This is a genomic window from Burkholderia sp. AU44665 (assembly GCF_030504405.1).
In the GTDB taxonomy this organism is placed as follows: Bacteria; Pseudomonadota; Gammaproteobacteria; order Burkholderiales; family Burkholderiaceae; genus Burkholderia; species Burkholderia semiarida.
The window spans coordinates 108,925-123,889 of the sequence record NZ_JAUJRI010000004.1 but is presented as its reverse complement, the minus strand read 5'-3'; the positions used below and the strand labels follow the sequence as shown (position 1 = coordinate 123,889).

The 14,965-nt window shown below is 69.2% G+C and carries 14 protein-coding genes; 10 read left to right on the top strand and 4 right to left on the bottom strand.

The genetic code is table 11. From position 1 onward, the window contains the following. The first annotated feature begins 116 nt into the window (after nt 1-116). Nucleotides 117-2,339, top strand: coding sequence for an amylo-alpha-1,6-glucosidase (locus QZM15_RS11550; RefSeq protein WP_059584565.1), 2,223 nt, complete (start codon nt 117-119; stop codon nt 2,337-2,339). A gap of 96 nt (nt 2,340-2,435) precedes the next feature. Then, nucleotides 2,436-2,687, top strand: coding sequence for a hypothetical protein (locus QZM15_RS11545; protein WP_006482135.1), 252 nt, complete (start codon nt 2,436-2,438; stop codon nt 2,685-2,687). 484 nt (nt 2,688-3,171) lie between these two features. Here the strand turns inward: QZM15_RS11545 and penR are convergent, their stop codons facing one another. Further along, nucleotides 3,172-4,062 (bottom strand): beta-lactamase transcriptional regulator PenR, encoded by an 891-nt coding sequence (gene penR, locus QZM15_RS11540; RefSeq protein ID WP_302106409.1) that lies wholly within the window; start codon nt 4,060-4,062, stop codon nt 3,172-3,174. A gap of 136 nt (nt 4,063-4,198) precedes the next feature. Here penR and blaPEN-B point away from each other — a divergent pair, with 136 nt between their 5' ends. Continuing rightward, nucleotides 4,199-5,137 (top strand): PEN-B family class A beta-lactamase, encoded by a 939-nt coding sequence (gene blaPEN-B / locus QZM15_RS11535; protein WP_104012598.1) that lies wholly within the window; start codon nt 4,199-4,201, stop codon nt 5,135-5,137. An 829-nt stretch (nt 5,138-5,966) separates the two neighbouring features. On the opposite strand, the gene QZM15_RS11530 is transcribed toward blaPEN-B, so the two are convergent. The 3 genes from QZM15_RS11530 to QZM15_RS11520 are packed head-to-tail and all read right to left on the bottom strand — an operon-like array spanning nt 5,967 to nt 8,201. Further along, nucleotides 5,967-6,146 (bottom strand): hypothetical protein, encoded by a 180-nt coding sequence (locus QZM15_RS11530; protein ID WP_302106408.1) that lies wholly within the window; start codon nt 6,144-6,146, stop codon nt 5,967-5,969. A gap of 19 nt (nt 6,147-6,165) precedes the next feature. Further along, entirely contained in the window at nt 6,166-7,542 is a 1,377-nt protein-coding gene (locus tag QZM15_RS11525) for an ATP-binding protein (RefSeq protein WP_124859802.1), read from the bottom strand. Next, complete coding sequence (locus tag QZM15_RS11520) at nt 7,539-8,201, bottom strand: response regulator (protein WP_059584573.1); 663 nt, start codon at nt 8,199-8,201, stop codon at nt 7,539-7,541. Before QZM15_RS11520 ends, QZM15_RS11525 begins: the two co-directional genes overlap by 4 nt. Nucleotides 8,202-8,434: 233 nt before the next feature. Here QZM15_RS11520 and QZM15_RS11515 point away from each other — a divergent pair, with 233 nt between their 5' ends. The 7 genes from QZM15_RS11515 to QZM15_RS11485 all read left to right on the top strand — a co-directional run bounded on the left by QZM15_RS11515 (nt 8,435) and on the right by QZM15_RS11485 (nt 14,943). Next, nucleotides 8,435-8,788 carry a NirD/YgiW/YdeI family stress tolerance protein gene (locus QZM15_RS11515; protein ID WP_302106407.1) on the top strand — a complete coding sequence of 118 codons (354 nt, stop codon included), beginning with the start codon at nt 8,435-8,437 and terminating at the stop codon, nt 8,786-8,788. Between the two features lie 55 nt (nt 8,789-8,843). Further along, entirely contained in the window at nt 8,844-9,704 is an 861-nt protein-coding gene (locus tag QZM15_RS11510; protein WP_060310604.1) for a MurR/RpiR family transcriptional regulator, read from the top strand. Nucleotides 9,705-9,758: 54 nt separating this feature from the next. After that, nucleotides 9,759-10,184 carry an N-acetyltransferase gene (locus QZM15_RS11505; RefSeq protein WP_059584579.1) on the top strand — a complete coding sequence of 142 codons (426 nt, stop codon included), beginning with the start codon at nt 9,759-9,761 and terminating at the stop codon, nt 10,182-10,184. A 201-nt stretch (nt 10,185-10,385) separates the two neighbouring features. Further along, nucleotides 10,386-12,053, top strand: a complete 1,668-nt coding sequence (locus tag QZM15_RS11500) for an ankyrin repeat domain-containing protein (RefSeq protein ID WP_302106406.1) — start codon at nt 10,386-10,388, stop codon at nt 12,051-12,053. Nucleotides 12,054-12,197: 144 nt separating this feature from the next. Continuing rightward, nucleotides 12,198-13,058 (top strand): oxaloacetate decarboxylase, encoded by an 861-nt coding sequence (locus tag QZM15_RS11495; RefSeq protein WP_302106405.1) that lies wholly within the window; start codon nt 12,198-12,200, stop codon nt 13,056-13,058. Between the two features lie 342 nt (nt 13,059-13,400). Beyond that, a complete protein-coding gene (locus QZM15_RS11490) occupies nt 13,401-13,667 on the top strand; it encodes a YodC family protein (RefSeq protein WP_059584584.1) in 267 nt (88 codons plus the stop codon). 115 nt (nt 13,668-13,782) lie between these two features. After that, complete coding sequence (locus QZM15_RS11485) at nt 13,783-14,943, top strand: cytochrome P450 (protein WP_302106404.1); 1,161 nt, start codon at nt 13,783-13,785, stop codon at nt 14,941-14,943. Nucleotides 14,944-14,965: the final 22 nt, after the last annotated feature.

Genomic DNA, 14,965 nt, shown 5'->3' with positions numbered 1-14,965 from the left:
AGCAACGTCGTCTGGCGCCGCGGCCGTTTCGTCGCTGCGCACGTTCGCCGTTCTGGCCTATCCTGTGCGAAACACGCGACGCGCGCCGCGCGTTGCGCCTCGACACAGGAGCATCGATGCCGAATCACGCCGAAGCCACGACGACGCAGGCGCCGCAAGTCGCGCCGATTCCCCCGGCCACCGCGTCGGGTCCCGCTTTCATCGCGCCCGAAGCCGATCCGCAGGTCCTCGCGCGCAACAACCAGTACGTGCTGAAATCCGGCGACGCGTTCGTGGTCAGCGACGCGCTCGGCGACATCGCCGGCCATGACGACGGCCTGTTCGTCGACGACATGCGCGTGCTGTCGACGTGGCGCCTGACGTTCGGCGGCCGCGCGCCGTCGCTGCTGTCGGGCGCGACGAGCGCCGACAACGCGTCGTTCACCGCGCACCTGACGAACCGCCCGCTGCCGCCGCTCGGCGGCCACGAGACGCCCGAGGGCGTGATCCATATCGAGCGCATGCGCGTGCTCGCGGGCGACGTGCTGCACGAAGCGCTGACGCTGACGAACTACGGCGCGAGCGAAGCCGAGGTGCCGCTGTCGCTGTCGTTCGCGGCGGATTTCAAGGACATGTTCGAAGTGCGCGGCACGCGGCGGCCCAAGCGCGGCACGGTGGGCGCGCCGCGCGTCGACGCGGGCGCGGTGCGGCTGCGTTACGACGGCCTCGACGGCGTGGAGCGCAACGTGACCGTGCATTTTTCGCCGGCGCCCGACGCGCTGTCGGTCGATCGTGCCGACTACACGCTGACGATCGCCGCGCAGGCGTGCGTGTCGATCTACCTGACCGTCGATGCGACGCTCGGGCCCGCGCAGGGCGAAGGGCCCGGGTGCGGCCGCGTCGCGCTGCGCACGGCGCTCGTCGGCGTGCATCGCGAGATGCGGGCACGGCGCGAGTCGATGGCGCGCGTGAACACCGGCAATCCGCTGTTCGACGCGTGGCTCGATCGTTCGCTCGCGGATCTCGGGCTGCTCACGACGCAGCTCGACACGGGGCCGTACCCGTATGCGGGCATTCCGTGGTTCTCGACGCCGTTCGGCCGCGACGCGATCATCACGTCGCTGCAGATGCTGTGGCTGCAGCCGTCGCTCGCGCGCGGCGTGCTGCGCTTTCTCGCCGAGCATCAGGCGCGCGAGACCTCCGCGTTCCGCGACGCGGAGCCCGGCAAGATCATGCACGAGTTCCGCCGCAGCGAGATGGCCGCGACGGGCGAGGTGCCGTTCGCGCTGTACTACGGCGGCGTCGATACGACACCGCTGTTCATCGTGCTCGCGGGCGCCTATGCCGAGCGCACCGGCGACGATGCGCTGATCGACGAGCTGTGGCCCGCGCTCGAGCGCGCCGTGCAATGGGTGATCGACAAGTGCGACCGCAATCCGTACGGACTGCTCGACTACCAGCGCACGTCGGAGCGCGGCCTCGCGAACCAGGGCTGGAAGGACAGCCACGATTCGGTGTTCCATGCGGACGGCCGTTTCCCGGACGGGCCGATCGCGCTCGTCGAGGTGCAGGCCTACGCGTGCGCGGCGCTCGACGCGATGTCGGCGTGCGCGCACCGGCGCGGCCATGCGGCCGACGCGACGCGCTACGCGTTGCGCGCGAAGACGCTGCGCGACCAGGTCGACGCGCTGTTCTGGATGCCGGAAGGCGATTTCTACGGGATCGCGCTCGACGGGCATGGCGAGCTCTGCCGCGTGTTCGCATCGAACGCGGGCCACCTGCTTGCGTTCGGGCTGCCGGACGCCGAGCGCGGCGCGGCGGTCGCCGGCGTGCTCGGCTCGGCGCTGTTCCAGACGGGCTGGGGCATCCGCACGCTCGCGGCCGGCCAGCCGCGCTTCAACCCGATGGCCTATCACAACGGTTCGGTGTGGCCGCACGACAACGCGCTCATCGCGCGCGGCCTGGCGCGCTACGGCGACAAGACGGCCGCAGTGAACCTGCTGCGTGCGCTGTTCGAGGCGGCGGTGAGCTTCGAGATGCGTCTGCCGGAACTGTTCTGCGGGTTCCCGCGCCGGCGCGGCGAACCGCCGACCGCGTATCCGGTTGCCTGCCTGCCGCAGGCGTGGGCGGCCGGCGCGCCGTTCATGATGCTGCAGGCGTGCCTCGGCGTGAGCATCGACGCGTCGCGCCACGAGGTGCGCGTCGAACGCCCGGCATTGCCGGAAGGCGTCGACTGGCTGCGGATCGATGCGCTGCGCGTCGGCGACGAAACCGTGTCGCTGACGTTCCGCCGGGTCGACGGGCAGGTCGTCGCGGCGGCGGAGCGGCCGGGCCGCGTCAAGGTGGTCGCGGTGCTGTAGCGGGGCGCCGCGCGAACGTTGCGCGATGTCGCGCCACGTTCGCGCGCGGCGGCATAGAATCGTGACATGACCCTTGAACGATGGCGGAGGTAGACGATGACGACCGACAACCGGCCCGACGACGGCGAGCACAAGCTCGAGAATCTGGAAGCGGCGGTCGACCACCTGCACAAGTCGATCGAATCGCAGAGTATCGCGGTCGGCGCGGCGAAGGGCATTCTGTTCAGCCTGATCGAAACGCTGGGCGCACTGATCGGCGATCCCGACCTGCCCGAGCATGCGCGTTCGGGCTACGAAGCGTTGCGCGACAAGGCGAGCGAATTGCGCGGCGGGCTCGACCGCCATTGACGTACGGGGCGGCGCAGGCGCTGCCCGATTCTGCGCACGCGGCACAAAACCCCGTGCGCTCAATCAGTTAGGTGCCCGATACGCAGGATATCCACACGCTTGCCAACACAATCTGTGGAGAACCGCCCGGCCTGCGGCCGGGCGCGCCACGCATGCGCGGCGCGCGGTTCCACAATCATTCCGGTGCCACGCCATTGACCGGTCAAGGTCCGTGAATCGAATCCCCTTGTGTATCAAGATGTTACGCGTCCGATCCGGCGGATATCCACAGGCTTGCCAACAAAATCTGTGGACAACTCGCAATCGATTGCGTCGCACGGGTTGAGGATCCGGCCCGAATGCGAGCAGTGCGCGAAGCCCGCGTGCAAAGGCTGCCCGCGCCGTGCGTCGGCGCGCGAATGCTTGCGCGATCAAGGGGTTAGGCGCCACGTACCCAGGATATCCACATCCTTGCCAACAAAATCTGTGGACAAGCGCGGCCGCGTCAGTTCGCCGGCGCCGTACCGGCCGCTTCCGCCACGATCCAGTCGCGAAAGAGCGTCATCGCCGGCGTCAGCGGCTTCGACTTCAGCGACGTGAGCCAGTAGCCGCCCGCGCGCACGTCGATGTCGAACGGCCGCGCGAGCTGGCCCAGCTGCAGTTCGCGCGAGAACATGCACGCGGGCGCGAGCGCGACGCCCGCACCCTGCATCGCGGCCTCGACCATCAGCCGGGACGAATCGAACACGGGCCCATTGACGGCCCACGGTTCGAGCCGCGCGGCGTCGAACCAGCCGTGCCATTCGTCGGTGCGATACGAGCGCAGCAGCGTTTCGTTCGCGAGATCGGCCGGCCGCGCGACGCGCCGCGCGATGTCCGGCGTGCATAGCGCGGTGAGCGGCGCATCGAGCAGCCGCTCGTTGCGCGTGGCCGGCCAGTTGCCTTCACCGAAGCGGATCGCGAAATCGAGGCCCTCGGCGGCGAGGTCGACGACGTTGTTGTTGGTCCGCAGCCGCAGCTCGACGAACGGGTGCGTGTCGCCGAACTGCTTCAGCCTCGGCATTAGCCAGCCTAGGGCAAAGGTGCCGACGACGCCGAGCGTCAGCACCTCGTGGAAACGCCCGCCGTCGAACTGCTTGAGCACCGTCTCGATGCGGCTGAACGCGTCGCTCAGCACCGGCAGCAGCGCGCGCCCCTCGTCGGTCAGCCCGAGGCCGCGCGGCAGCCGCGTAAACAGCGTGCAGCCGAGCCGCTCCTCGAGCGAGCGCACCTGTTGGCTGACGGCGGCCTGGGTCACGCTCAGCTCGAGGCCGGCGCGCGTGAAGTTCAGGTGGCGCGCCGACGATTCGAACGCGCGCAACGCATTGAGCGGAAGATGAGGGCGAAGCTTCGTCATAAGAATTTCTTTTGTCAGCGCTCAATTATCGTTGCTTGTCGGGCAACCGTAAAGTGCCGATAGTGCTGCCTCGGCGGCCGGCCGTTTTCAACGCGCCAACCACGTTTCGCCGCCATTCCACCACGAGACAACCGACATGACCTACTCATCGAAACGTCGATCCCTGTTGCTGGCCGCCGCGACGGCGCCGCTCGTTCTTACCGTCACCGCATGCGCGTCGCGACAGGCCGCTGCGCCGGACGCCGCCACGGCGGCAGCGGCGGCTGCCGCGGACGCCATTGCGCCTGTTGCTGCTGCGACGACGCTGGCCGATCTCGAACGCGACGCGGGCGGCCGTCTCGGCGTGTGCGCGATCGACACGGCGAGCGGCCGGGTCATCGAGCATCGCGCGGGCGAGCGCTTCCCGTTCTGCAGCACGTTCAAGGCGATGCTGAGCGCCGCGGTGCTCGCGCGGAGCGTCGAGCAACCGGGCTTGCTGCAACAGCGCGTGACGTATACGAAGGCCGATCTCGTCAACTATTCGCCGGTATCGGAGAAGCACGTCGGCGCGGGCATGACGGTCGCCGCGCTGTGCGAGGCCACGATCCAGTACAGCGACAACTCGGCCGCGAACCTGCTGATGAAGCTGATCGGCGGCCCGTCGGCGGTCACGGCCTACGCGCGCTCGATCGGCGACGACACGTTCCGTCTCGATCGATGGGAGACCGAACTGAATACCGCGTTGCCGGGCGACCCGCGCGACACGACGACGCCGGCCGCGATGGCCGCCAGCCTGCGCGTGCTGACGCTCGGCGACGCGTTGCCGGCCGCGCAGCGTGAGCAGCTCGTCACGTGGCTGCGCGGCAACAAGGTCGGCGACAAGCGGATCCGCGCGGGCGTGCCGGCCGGGTGGGCGGTCGGCGACAAGACCGGCACCGGCGACTACGGGACGACGAACGACGCGGGCGTCATCTGGCCGACGTCGCGCGCGCCGATCGTGCTGGCCGTGTACTACACGCAGACGCGAGCCGATGCGCGGGCGAAGGACGACGTGATCGCGTCGGTCGCACGCATCGTCGCGCGGACGTTCGGCTGAGCAGCGCGGCACGGCAGGGCGCGACAGGCATCGCGCACGCCGCGGGCGCATCGTGCCGCAGTCGTGACCCGCGCGACCAAACGTTGTGCGATCAACGACTTAGCTCGCGCATGCTCAGGATATCCACATGCTTGCCAACAAAAAGTGTGGACAAGCCCGCGCGCAGCGGGCGCGCCGCGCGGCGCGCGCCGTCGTGCCGCGTTTGAAGCAGCGCGGACAAAGTCTTTCGGATCAAGCGCTTGGCCGCGGTATGCGCAGGCTATCCACACGCTTGCCAACACAATCTGTGGACAAGCACCGCAGCCGGCGCGGCGGGCGGCGCATCACGTACCGCAGCGGCATGCAACCGGCGCTTGGCCGCCCGTGTGCCGTTTCTAGGCGGCGCGGACAAAGTCTTTCGGATCAAATGCTTGATCGCGGTATGCGCAGGCTATCCACATGCTTGCCAACAAAATTTGTGGGTAAGTGGGCGATGCAGGTTCGGTCCGCATGCAGCGGTCATGACGGGGGGCGGGCGTCCGTTGTCGCGGCGTCGTGACGCGATGTGCGGCGAAGGGTGCGCGCGACGGCCATCACGTGCGCCGCGTCGGCATCACGCGTGCCAAAGTCCATCGGATCAAGGGTTTAGCGTCGCGGTGCGCAGGATATCCACAAGCTTGCCAACATTTTCTGTGGAGAAGTCGGCGGTCGCGATTCGGCCGATGTCATGCGCCGCCACACGTCGCACACGCGGACTCGCGCCGTGCAGATATCGGCCACGCCAGACCTTCTGGATGAAGCTGCGTCGAGATCAATCCCGGCTGCCGCTTCATGAACGCCGCGTCGGCCTTCAGACGACGAGAAAGTCGGCTTCGTCGGCGGCCGCCAGCGTGAAGCGGCCGATGTGAGCGCGTGCTTGCCGCGGTCCGGCGCGTTTGCCGCGCACCGATGACAAACCCTTTCCGATCAATGGCTTGGTGCCGTTAATGGAGGGGTTGCCCACAAGCTTGCCAACATAATCTGTGGACAAGCCGTCCGCCGCCCGCGCATCAGGCCGGCCGCGGGAAGCGCACCGTGACGGTCAGCCCGCGCCCGCCGCGCGTGGTCGCGAGCGCGACGGTCGCGCGATGCTGTTCGGCGATCCGCTTGACGATCGACAACCCGAGCCCGCTGCCCGACGACGTGACTGCCTGCGCGCCTTCGCCGCGATAGAAGCGCTCCCACACGTCGGTGCGTTCGGCCTCCGGAATGCCAGGGCCGTCGTCGGCCACCTCGAGCACGGGCGTCGCGCCGTCGATGCGCGCGGACACGTCGACGCGCGCGCCTTCACCTGCATAGCGGATCGCGTTGTCGACGAGATTGTTCAGCAGCACGCGCAGCGTGTCGGCATTGCCCGCGGCCATCACCGGTGCGTCGACGATTGCGCCGAGATCGATGCGGTGCGCGTCGGCGACGCGCGCGCGGTCCGACACCACCGAGCGGCACAGCGCGGCGAGATCGACCGGCGCCGACGCGGCGACGGCCGCCTGCGCATCGGGTTCGAGGCGCGCGAGCGTCAGCAACTGTTCGGCGAGGTGGCCGAGGCGCGTCGTGCCCGCGTGGATTTGCGCGAGGATGCGCTCGCGCTCCTCCGCGGTCGCCGCGCGCCGCAGCAGTTCGGACTGGATCGACAGCCCCATGATCGGCGTGCGCAGCTCGTGCGCGGCATCGGCGATGAAGTGACGCTGCAGCGTGAACGAGCGGTCGAGGCGCGCGAGGAGGTCGTTGATCGCCTCGGCGAGCGGACGGACCTCGTTCGGCATCGATGCGACGTCGACCGGCTCGAGGTTGTTCGCATTCCTGCGTTTCAGGCCTGCCGCGATCGCCCGCAGCGGCTGCAGCCCCGCGCCGATGCCGAACCACAGGCCCAGCGCGAGCAGCGGCAGCATCGAGAACACCGGCCACAGAAGATGGACGGCGATGCCCGCGATCGCTTCCCAGCGCGCATGCCGCGCCTGCGCGAGCCGGATCGTCGTGCCGCCGCGCTCCGTCACATAGGTGCGCCACGGCTGGCCGCCGACGTCGACGCTCGCGATGCCCTGCTGCGCGGGTGGCGGCAGCTTCGAGTCGCGGTCGGTCGAATACACGAGCGTGCCGTTGCGCCATACCTGCAGCAGCACCGCATCGGGGTCGCTCGCCTCGAAGCCGTGCTTGCCTCTGGCGCGGTTGCTGAACGACAGCTCGCCGTTCGGGCCGACGACGATCTGTTTCGACATGCTGCGCATCTGGTCGTCGAGCAGGTCGTCGAGTTCGCGCAGCGCGCCCCAGTAGGTGCCGGCGCTTGCGACCAGGCCGATCACGCAGGCGGCCGGCATCAGCCACGTCAGCAGGCGCCGCCGCAGCGATGCGTTGCGCCAGCGCGCGAGCGCGCGTTGCACGCGCGTCACGTGCCGTCACCGATCCGGTAGCCGACGCCGCGCACCGTGCGGATCACGTCGTGCCCGAGCTTCTTGCGCAGGTTGTGGATATGCACCTGCACCGCGTTGCTCTCGATTTCCTCGCCCCAGCTGTACAGCCGTTCCTCGAACTGTTCGCGCGAAATCACCGCGCCCGGTTCGCGCATCAGCTCGTGCAGCAGCACGAATTCCTTCGGCGACAGCGGCACTTCGTCGTCGTCGAGCCAGACGAGGTGCTTGACGGGATCGAGCCGCAGCGGGCCGATCGCGAGCGTCGTCTGCGCGCGGCCCGCATGGCGGCGGTTGACCGCGCGGATGCGGGCGAGCAGTTCGTCGAGCTCGAACGGCTTGACGAGATAGTCGTCCGCGCCGCTGTCGAGGCCCGCGATGCGGTCCGGCACGCCGTCGCGCGCGGTGATGATGATCGCGGGCAGGTTTTCGTCGCGGCGGCGCAGCGCGGCGAGCACCGACAGGCCGTCGCGGTTCGGCAACCCGAGATCGAGCAGCAGCAGCCCGTAGCCGGTCGTGCGCAGCGCGAGCGACGCGGCGTCGCCGTCCTTCACCCAGTCGACCGCGAAGCCTTCCTGTTTGAGGCCCTGTTCGAGCCCGCTGCCGATCAGCGGATCGTCCTCGACGAGCAGTACGCGCATGGATTCGTGTCTCTTCAACGGGGGCGCCGCGGCGCCCGGGGTTCCCATGATAAGCGTGCGCATCTTAGGTCTGGCTTAAATGCGCGCGGTGCGCGGTCCGCTTTCGTACTCGTCCGATGCGGCGCCGTGTCACTTCGGCATGCCCTTCAGGTTTGCTTAATCTTACGGTCCGTAATCTGGCGCCGTCGCGTTCAACGAAGCGCGGCGCCACATCGAAGAAGAGGAACGAGATCATGAAACACCTGGCCAGAATCCTGATGATTGCACTCGCCACGCTGCCTGCCGCCGTCCATGCGCAATACACGGGGCCGTCCGCGCTGACCACGACGACAGTGAAGGAACTGCTCGCGAATGGCAAGGACGACCAGCACGTGCAGTTGCAGGGGCGCATCGTCAAGCACGTCGGCGGCGAGGATTACGAATTCGCCGACGCGACCGGCACGATCCGCGTCGAGATCGACCACAAGCTGTGGGCAGCGGGCCAGCCCGTCAGCGACAAGAACGAAGTGAAGGTGACCGGCGAATTCGAGCGCAAATGGTCGGGCAGCGTGAAGGTCGACGCCGATCACGTCGAAGTGCTGCGCTGACCGGTGGGCACGGGGCCGGTGATACCATGGACGACCGGTTCCCGTTCCCACCAAGATGGCCGCCAATTTCGACGAACTCGCGTCCCGGATCCGGGCGCAATTTTCCGAGCTGAGCCCGCAATTCCAGGCGGGCGCCGCCTTCCTGCTCGATCATCCCGACGAAGTCGCCACGTCGTCGATGCGCAAGGTCGCGCAGCGCGCGCAGGTGCAGCCCGCGTCGCTCGTGCGACTCGCGCAGCAATTCGGCTTTCCCGGCTGGAACGAGCTGCGCGACCTGTGCGTCGCGCGCGTGCGCACGCGGCCCGAGCCGCTCACGCAGCGTGCGCGCTCGCTGGTGCGGCCCGACGCGAAGGCGTCGCTCGCGCACGATCTGCTCGCCGCGCAGCAGCACAACCTGTCGGCGACCGCCGCGCAGAACGCGCACGCGCTCGCGGATGCGGCGAGGTTGATCCGCAAGGCATCGCACGTGCACGTGGCGGGGTTTCGCTCGTGCTATCCGGTCGCGTTCGGTTTCGTCTACGGCTACCGGCTGTTCCGTCCGACCGTGTCGCTGCTCAACGGCGTCGCCGGTTCGCTCGAAATGGAGTTGCGGACGATCGCGAAGCACAGCGTGACCGTGATCGTCAGCTTCGCGCCGTATTCGGCCGAGGCGACGCGCGTCGCGCAGGCCGCGAAGGCGCAGGGCAGCCGGATCGTCGCGATCACCGACAGCGCGGTGTCGCCGATCGCGCTGCACGCGGACGCGCAACTGATCTTCACGCACGACAGCCCGTCGTTCTTTCCGTCGCTGGTGGCCGCGCACGCGATGGCCGAGGCGCTGGTCGCGCAGTTGCTGGCGCTCGAAGGCAGCGATGCGATCGCCGCGCTCGAGCGGACCGAGGCGGAACTGCACGCGAAGGGCGCGTACGTCGTTTGACGGGCGCGGGATGTGCGGTTTCAGCGAACCTTCATTGATGACCCGACGCAATCGATGACGTTGACCTATGCAGTGACCGACGCGGGCGACGCGGACGTGCGCAAGCAGATCGTCGCGCCGCTCATTCGCTTCAACGAAAGCCAGGCCGGCCCGGTCGACTTCCGGCCGCTGGCCGTGATCGCGACCGACGCGGCCGGCGCGGTGGTCGGCGGCCTGTGGGGCGGCACGGCGTTCGGCTGGCTGCATGTCGACCTGCTCGTGGTGCCCGAGGCCGCGCGCGGGCAGGGCGCCGGCACGCGCATCATGGATCTGGCCGAACAGGAGGCCGTCGCGCGCGGCTGTCACAGCGCATGGCTCGACACGTTCGACTTCCAGGCGCGGCCGTTCTACGAGAAGCGCGGCTATGTCCGCTTCGGCGAGCTGCCCGATTATCCGGTCGGGCATACGCGCATCTTCCTGACGAAGAAACTCGCGGGCTGAACGGCATCGCTGCTGCGCGCATGCGCGATGCCGCGCGATTGACGATGCCGACGGCCATCGCCTACGATACCGGGCAGCGATGCAGGTCGCTTCCGGGTCCGCGGAAAGGGTTCAACCCACCTGTCGCAGCCAATCCAGTCTTCCCCATCCTTCGTGCTGGCGGTATTGCGGACCTTCGGCCATCCATGCACAAGGATCCGCATGAAAAAGCTGCCTCCCGACGCCCATCCCGATCATCTGAAAAAGCAGGCCAAGGCGTTGTTGCGCCTGTACCGGCAGGGCGATGCCGATGCCGTCGCACGCTTCGTCGCATTCCTGCCCGCCGCCGCGAACCGCACGCATGACGAAACGCTCGCGCTGGGGCTTCGTCTGCACGACGCGCAGTCGTGCATCGCGCGCGAGTACGGTTTTGCGTCTTGGGCCGATCTCGGCGCGTTCGTCGAAACGCATGCGCTCGCGCGGCAAGCACGGTCGCTGCTGATGCGGCGCTGGCTCGACCACGCGTACGGCGCGGAGGTGACCGGCGGCGTCGACGCAGCCCGGCCGCGCGTGGCCGCGCAATTGCTGCACGACCATCCCGATCTCGTGTCGGCGGACCCGGCGATCGCATGCGCGGCCGGCGATCTCGCCGCGGTGAAGGGCGCGCTGGCCGCCGATCCCGGGTGGATCGCGCGCGCCGGCGGTGTGCTGAAGCTGCCGCCGCTCGTCGCCGTCACGCATTCGCGGCTCGGGCAGCTTCCCGAATTCGCGGCCAGGTTGCGTGCGTGCGCGCGCCATCTGCTCGACGCGGGCGCCGATCCGAACCAGCGGATCGGCAACCGGTATCCGCCGGCCTCGCTCGCCGAGCCCGACGAGTCGGCGCCGCTGTCGGCGCTGTATGGCGCCGCCGGCGTCAATCGCGATCCCGTGCTTACCGCGATGCTGCTGGAAGCCGGCGCCGATCCGAACGACGGCGAATCGCTGTATCACTCGGTGGAGAACCCGGCATGCACGCGCCTGCTGCTCGAGCACGGCGCCCGGGTGGGCGGGACCAATGCGTTGCGGCGCGCGCTCGACATGCCGGACGCGGCCGCGCTCGAGCTGCTGCTCGCGCATGGCGGCGACCCGAACGAGCCGGCCGGCGAAGGGCCGACGAAAACGTGGGGCGCGCCGTTGCTGCGCGCGATCGCCGTGCGTTGCCCGGCGCGCCACGTCGCCGCGCTGCTGGCGGCCGGCGCCGATCCCGGCGCGCGGACCGCCGCGGGCGTCAGCGCGTATCGGCTCGCGATGCAGACCGGGTTGTCCGAGGTCGCGGCGCTGTTGCGCGCGGCCGGCGCGCAGGAGGCGCTCGATGCGCAAGACGCGTTCATGGCGGCCTGCGCGCGCGCCGATGCCGACGACGCACGGCGTATTCAGGCGAAGCATCCCGAATTGCCCGGCGCACTGTCCGACGACCGGCTGCGGCTGCTGCCCGACGCCGCCGCATGGGGTTCGCGCGACGTCGTGAAGGCGATGGTCGAACTCGGTTGGCCGATCGCCGCGCGAGGCGGCGACTGGGACGCGAGCGCGCTGAATCACGCGGTGTTCCGCGGCGATGCCGAACTGCTGGCGTTCCTGCTCGCGCACGGCGCAAGCTGGCGCGAGATGCACGGATTCGGCAGCGACGCGCTCGGTACGCTGTCCTGGGCGTCCGTCAACGAACCGGAGGGCGTCGGCGATCCCGACTGGGAAGCGTGCGCACGCGTGCTGATCGCGCACGGCGTGCCGCAAGCGGTACGCGATCCGTCGAATCCGGAGGGCGTGCTGATCGACGGTCGCGCGATGCGGTTCTCCGAGGCCGTCACCGACGTGTTGCTCGGCATCGACGGCGGGCCGCCCGCATCGACGTGAACCGACGCGGGCCGCCCGGCGTAGTGGCCGGCAGCCCGGACGCCAGCGTCTTTCCTGTTGCGCGACGACATTTCGGCGAAAGCTGAAACGTCGCGTGCACGACCGGCGTAAGCTCATCCGTCAACACCTTCCCGGGAGTTCGCGATGACCCGTTCCGACCTGCAAGCCCGCCACGCCGAAGCTTTCCGTGCGCTGCACACGCGCCCCGGCGCGTTCATCATCCCGAACCCGTGGGATGCCGGCACCGCGCGCCTGCTCGCGATGGCCGGCTTCGAGGCGCTCGCCACGACGAGCGCCGGCTACGCGTTTTCGAAAGGGCGCCCCGACAACGCGATCGACCGCGACGCGATGCTCGCTCATATCGCCGAGCTCGTCGCCGCGGGCGGCCTGCCGGTGAGCGCCGATCTGGAGAACGGCTTCGGCGACGCGCCCGACACGGTGGCCGAAACGATCCGGCTGGCGGCCGAGGCGGGCGCGGTCGGCGGCTCGATCGAGGACGCGACCGGCCGTGCCGATACGCCGATTTATGCGCGCGACGCGTCGGTCGAGCGCATCGCGGCGGCCGTCGACGCGGCGCGCGCGCTGCCGTTTCCGTTCACGCTGACCGCCCGCTGCGAAAATTACCTGCACGGCCGCCGCGACCTCGACGACACGATCGCGCGGCTCGTCGCCTATCGCGACGCCGGCGCGGACGTGCTGTATGCGCCCGGCATCACGGATCCCGACGAAATCGCGGCCGTGACGCGGGCGGTCGGCGCGCCCGTCAATGTCGTCATGGGGCTGCAGGGCGGGTTGCTGAGCCTCGACGCGCTGGCGGCGCTCGGCGTGAAGCGTGTCAGCGTCGGCGGCGCGCTGGCGCGGGCCGCGTTCGGTGCGTTCCTGCGCGCGGCGACGGAGATGCGTCGCGACGGCACGTTCACCTTCAGCCGGGCAGCCGTGCCGGGGCGCGATATCAACCGCTGGTTTGCGGCGCCGGATAATTCGCCGATTTTGTTCGATGAATGAGCCCCAATAAAAGCCGCATGCGTTTACGTAAAAAATGAATTGACAATAATCAACCGATTTCGTGTCCGGATTAATCGTCGATGACGGCGCGAAATTCATCGTTTATTCTCCGCATTCCGCCCGATCGGCTGCCGCCGGCGCGTCACCCGCGCCGGGCCTGATGCGCGACGAGCCGCCATCCGTGCCGATACCGCGCATTGTTGCAGGTTCCAGTTCAGAACGTTTCAGTGCGTGGGAGTTGCGGGATGATTTTTTGATTGATAATCTGCGGCACGTTCCAATGATCGGCGAGTGCCTGCCGGGAATATCAATATATTCAATATATAAAAAGCTGAGAGAGCGATGACGATCCGAGAAAATCACCGCGTCGGATTTCGCGTGGGCGATGTCGTGACGCTGAAAACGGGCGGGCCGCGCATGACCGTCACGTATGCCGGGCCGGTCGTGTTCGACGACGGCGACTGGCTGATCTGCCAGTGGTTCGACGAAAGCGGCGAGTTCCGGCAGGAAATGTTCCATCACGACACGGTGGTGCCCGAGCCGCGCGCGATTTCGGCCGGACGGGTCCGGCTGCGCATGCAGTCGCTCCGCTCGCGGTCGGCGGCCTGACGCCGGCCGGCCGCCGCGATGCCGCGACGTGTCACGCGTGGCGCGCGGCGCCCGTGCGACGACATTTCACGCCATCCCGAAACATGCGGCGGCGCGCGGCGCCGATACTGAGCGCATGAACCCGACCGATCCTGTTGCCGCGGTCACGCACCGCGATCCCTATCCCTATTACGCAGCGCTCGTCGACGGGCCGCCGCTCGCGTTCGACGCCACGCTCGGCCTGTGGGTCGCGAGCCGCGCGGCCGCCGTGACGGCCGTGCTCGGCCATCCGGCCTGCCGCGTGCGGCCGCTGGACGCGCCGGTGCCGCCCGCGTTGCGCGGCACGACGGCCGGCGCGCTGTTCGGCGACCTAGTACGCATGAACGACGGCCCGTCGCGACACGACGTACCGAAGCAGGCGTTGCGCGCGGCGTTCGCGCCGATCGGTACGGATGCGCTGCGCGATCGCGCCGACGCGCTTGCCGCGCGGCGGTTGCCGGCGCCCGGCGATGTCGACGCGCTGAACGCGTGGTGCATGACGGTGCCCGTGTGCGCGGTTGCCGATCTGCTCGGCTTCGACGAAACGCAGCTCGACGACATTGCCGCTCGGGTCGTCGAGTTCGTCGCCGCGCTGTCGCCGCTATCGGATGCCGCAGCGCTGGCGCGCGCGAGCGACGCGGCGCGGCACCTGCTCGACCGGATGACGGAACGCTTCGCGCGGTCGCGTGCGCACGACGGCACGCTGGTCGCCGCGGTACAGCAGGCGGCCCGTGCGTCGGGCTGGCACGCGAGCGGCGCGCTCGTCGCGAATCTCGTCGGGTTGCTGTCGCAGACGTGCGAGGCGACGGCCGCATGGCTCGGCAATGCACTCGTGGCATGGAACGGCGAAGCGGGCACGGTGCCGGATGCCGCCGCGCTCGACGCATTCGTCGCCGAAGTCGGACGTTTCGATGCGCCGGTGCAGAACACGCGCCGCTTCGTCGCGGCGCGCACGACGATCGAAGGCGTGCGCGTCGACGCCGGCGATGCCATCCTCGTCGTGCTTGCCGCGGCGAACCGCGATCCGGCCGTGCATCGCGATCCGCACCGGCTGATGCCGGGCCGCGTGTCGGGGCCGAATTTCGGCTTCGGCACGGGGCCGCATGGGTGTCCGGGCGAGCGGATCGCACGGGCGGTGACGGCGGGGGTGTTGGCGGCGCGGCTGCGCGCGGGCGGCTGGCCGCCGCGCGACGCGCTGAAGTGGGATTACCGCGCGTCGACCAACGTCAGGATGCCGAAGTTCGACGCGATACGGTGAAGCGGGGAAGAGTGGCTTGACG

What these genes read in the sequence shown, in the direction of transcription:
- QZM15_RS11550 (WP_059584565.1), top strand. Translation starts at nt 117, where the DNA reads ATGCCGAATCACGCCGAAGCCACGACGACGCAGGCGCCGCAAGTCGCG.
- QZM15_RS11545 (WP_006482135.1), top strand. Translation starts at nt 2,436, where the DNA reads ATGACGACCGACAACCGGCCCGACGACGGCGAGCACAAGCTCGAGAAT.
- penR (WP_302106409.1), bottom strand. Translation starts at nt 4,062, where the DNA reads ATGACGAAGCTTCGCCCTCATCTTCCGCTCAATGCGTTGCGCGCGTTC.
- blaPEN-B (WP_104012598.1), top strand. Translation starts at nt 4,199, where the DNA reads ATGACCTACTCATCGAAACGTCGATCCCTGTTGCTGGCCGCCGCGACG.
- QZM15_RS11520 (WP_059584573.1), bottom strand. Translation starts at nt 8,201, where the DNA reads ATGCGCGTACTGCTCGTCGAGGACGATCCGCTGATCGGCAGCGGGCTC.
- QZM15_RS11515 (WP_302106407.1), top strand. Translation starts at nt 8,435, where the DNA reads ATGAAACACCTGGCCAGAATCCTGATGATTGCACTCGCCACGCTGCCT.
- QZM15_RS11510 (WP_060310604.1), top strand. Translation starts at nt 8,844, where the DNA reads ATGGCCGCCAATTTCGACGAACTCGCGTCCCGGATCCGGGCGCAATTT.
- QZM15_RS11505 (WP_059584579.1), top strand. Translation starts at nt 9,759, where the DNA reads ATGACGTTGACCTATGCAGTGACCGACGCGGGCGACGCGGACGTGCGC.
- QZM15_RS11500 (WP_302106406.1), top strand. Translation starts at nt 10,386, where the DNA reads ATGAAAAAGCTGCCTCCCGACGCCCATCCCGATCATCTGAAAAAGCAG.
- QZM15_RS11495 (WP_302106405.1), top strand. Translation starts at nt 12,198, where the DNA reads ATGACCCGTTCCGACCTGCAAGCCCGCCACGCCGAAGCTTTCCGTGCG.
- QZM15_RS11490 (WP_059584584.1), top strand. Translation starts at nt 13,401, where the DNA reads ATGACGATCCGAGAAAATCACCGCGTCGGATTTCGCGTGGGCGATGTC.
- QZM15_RS11485 (WP_302106404.1), top strand. Translation starts at nt 13,783, where the DNA reads ATGAACCCGACCGATCCTGTTGCCGCGGTCACGCACCGCGATCCCTAT.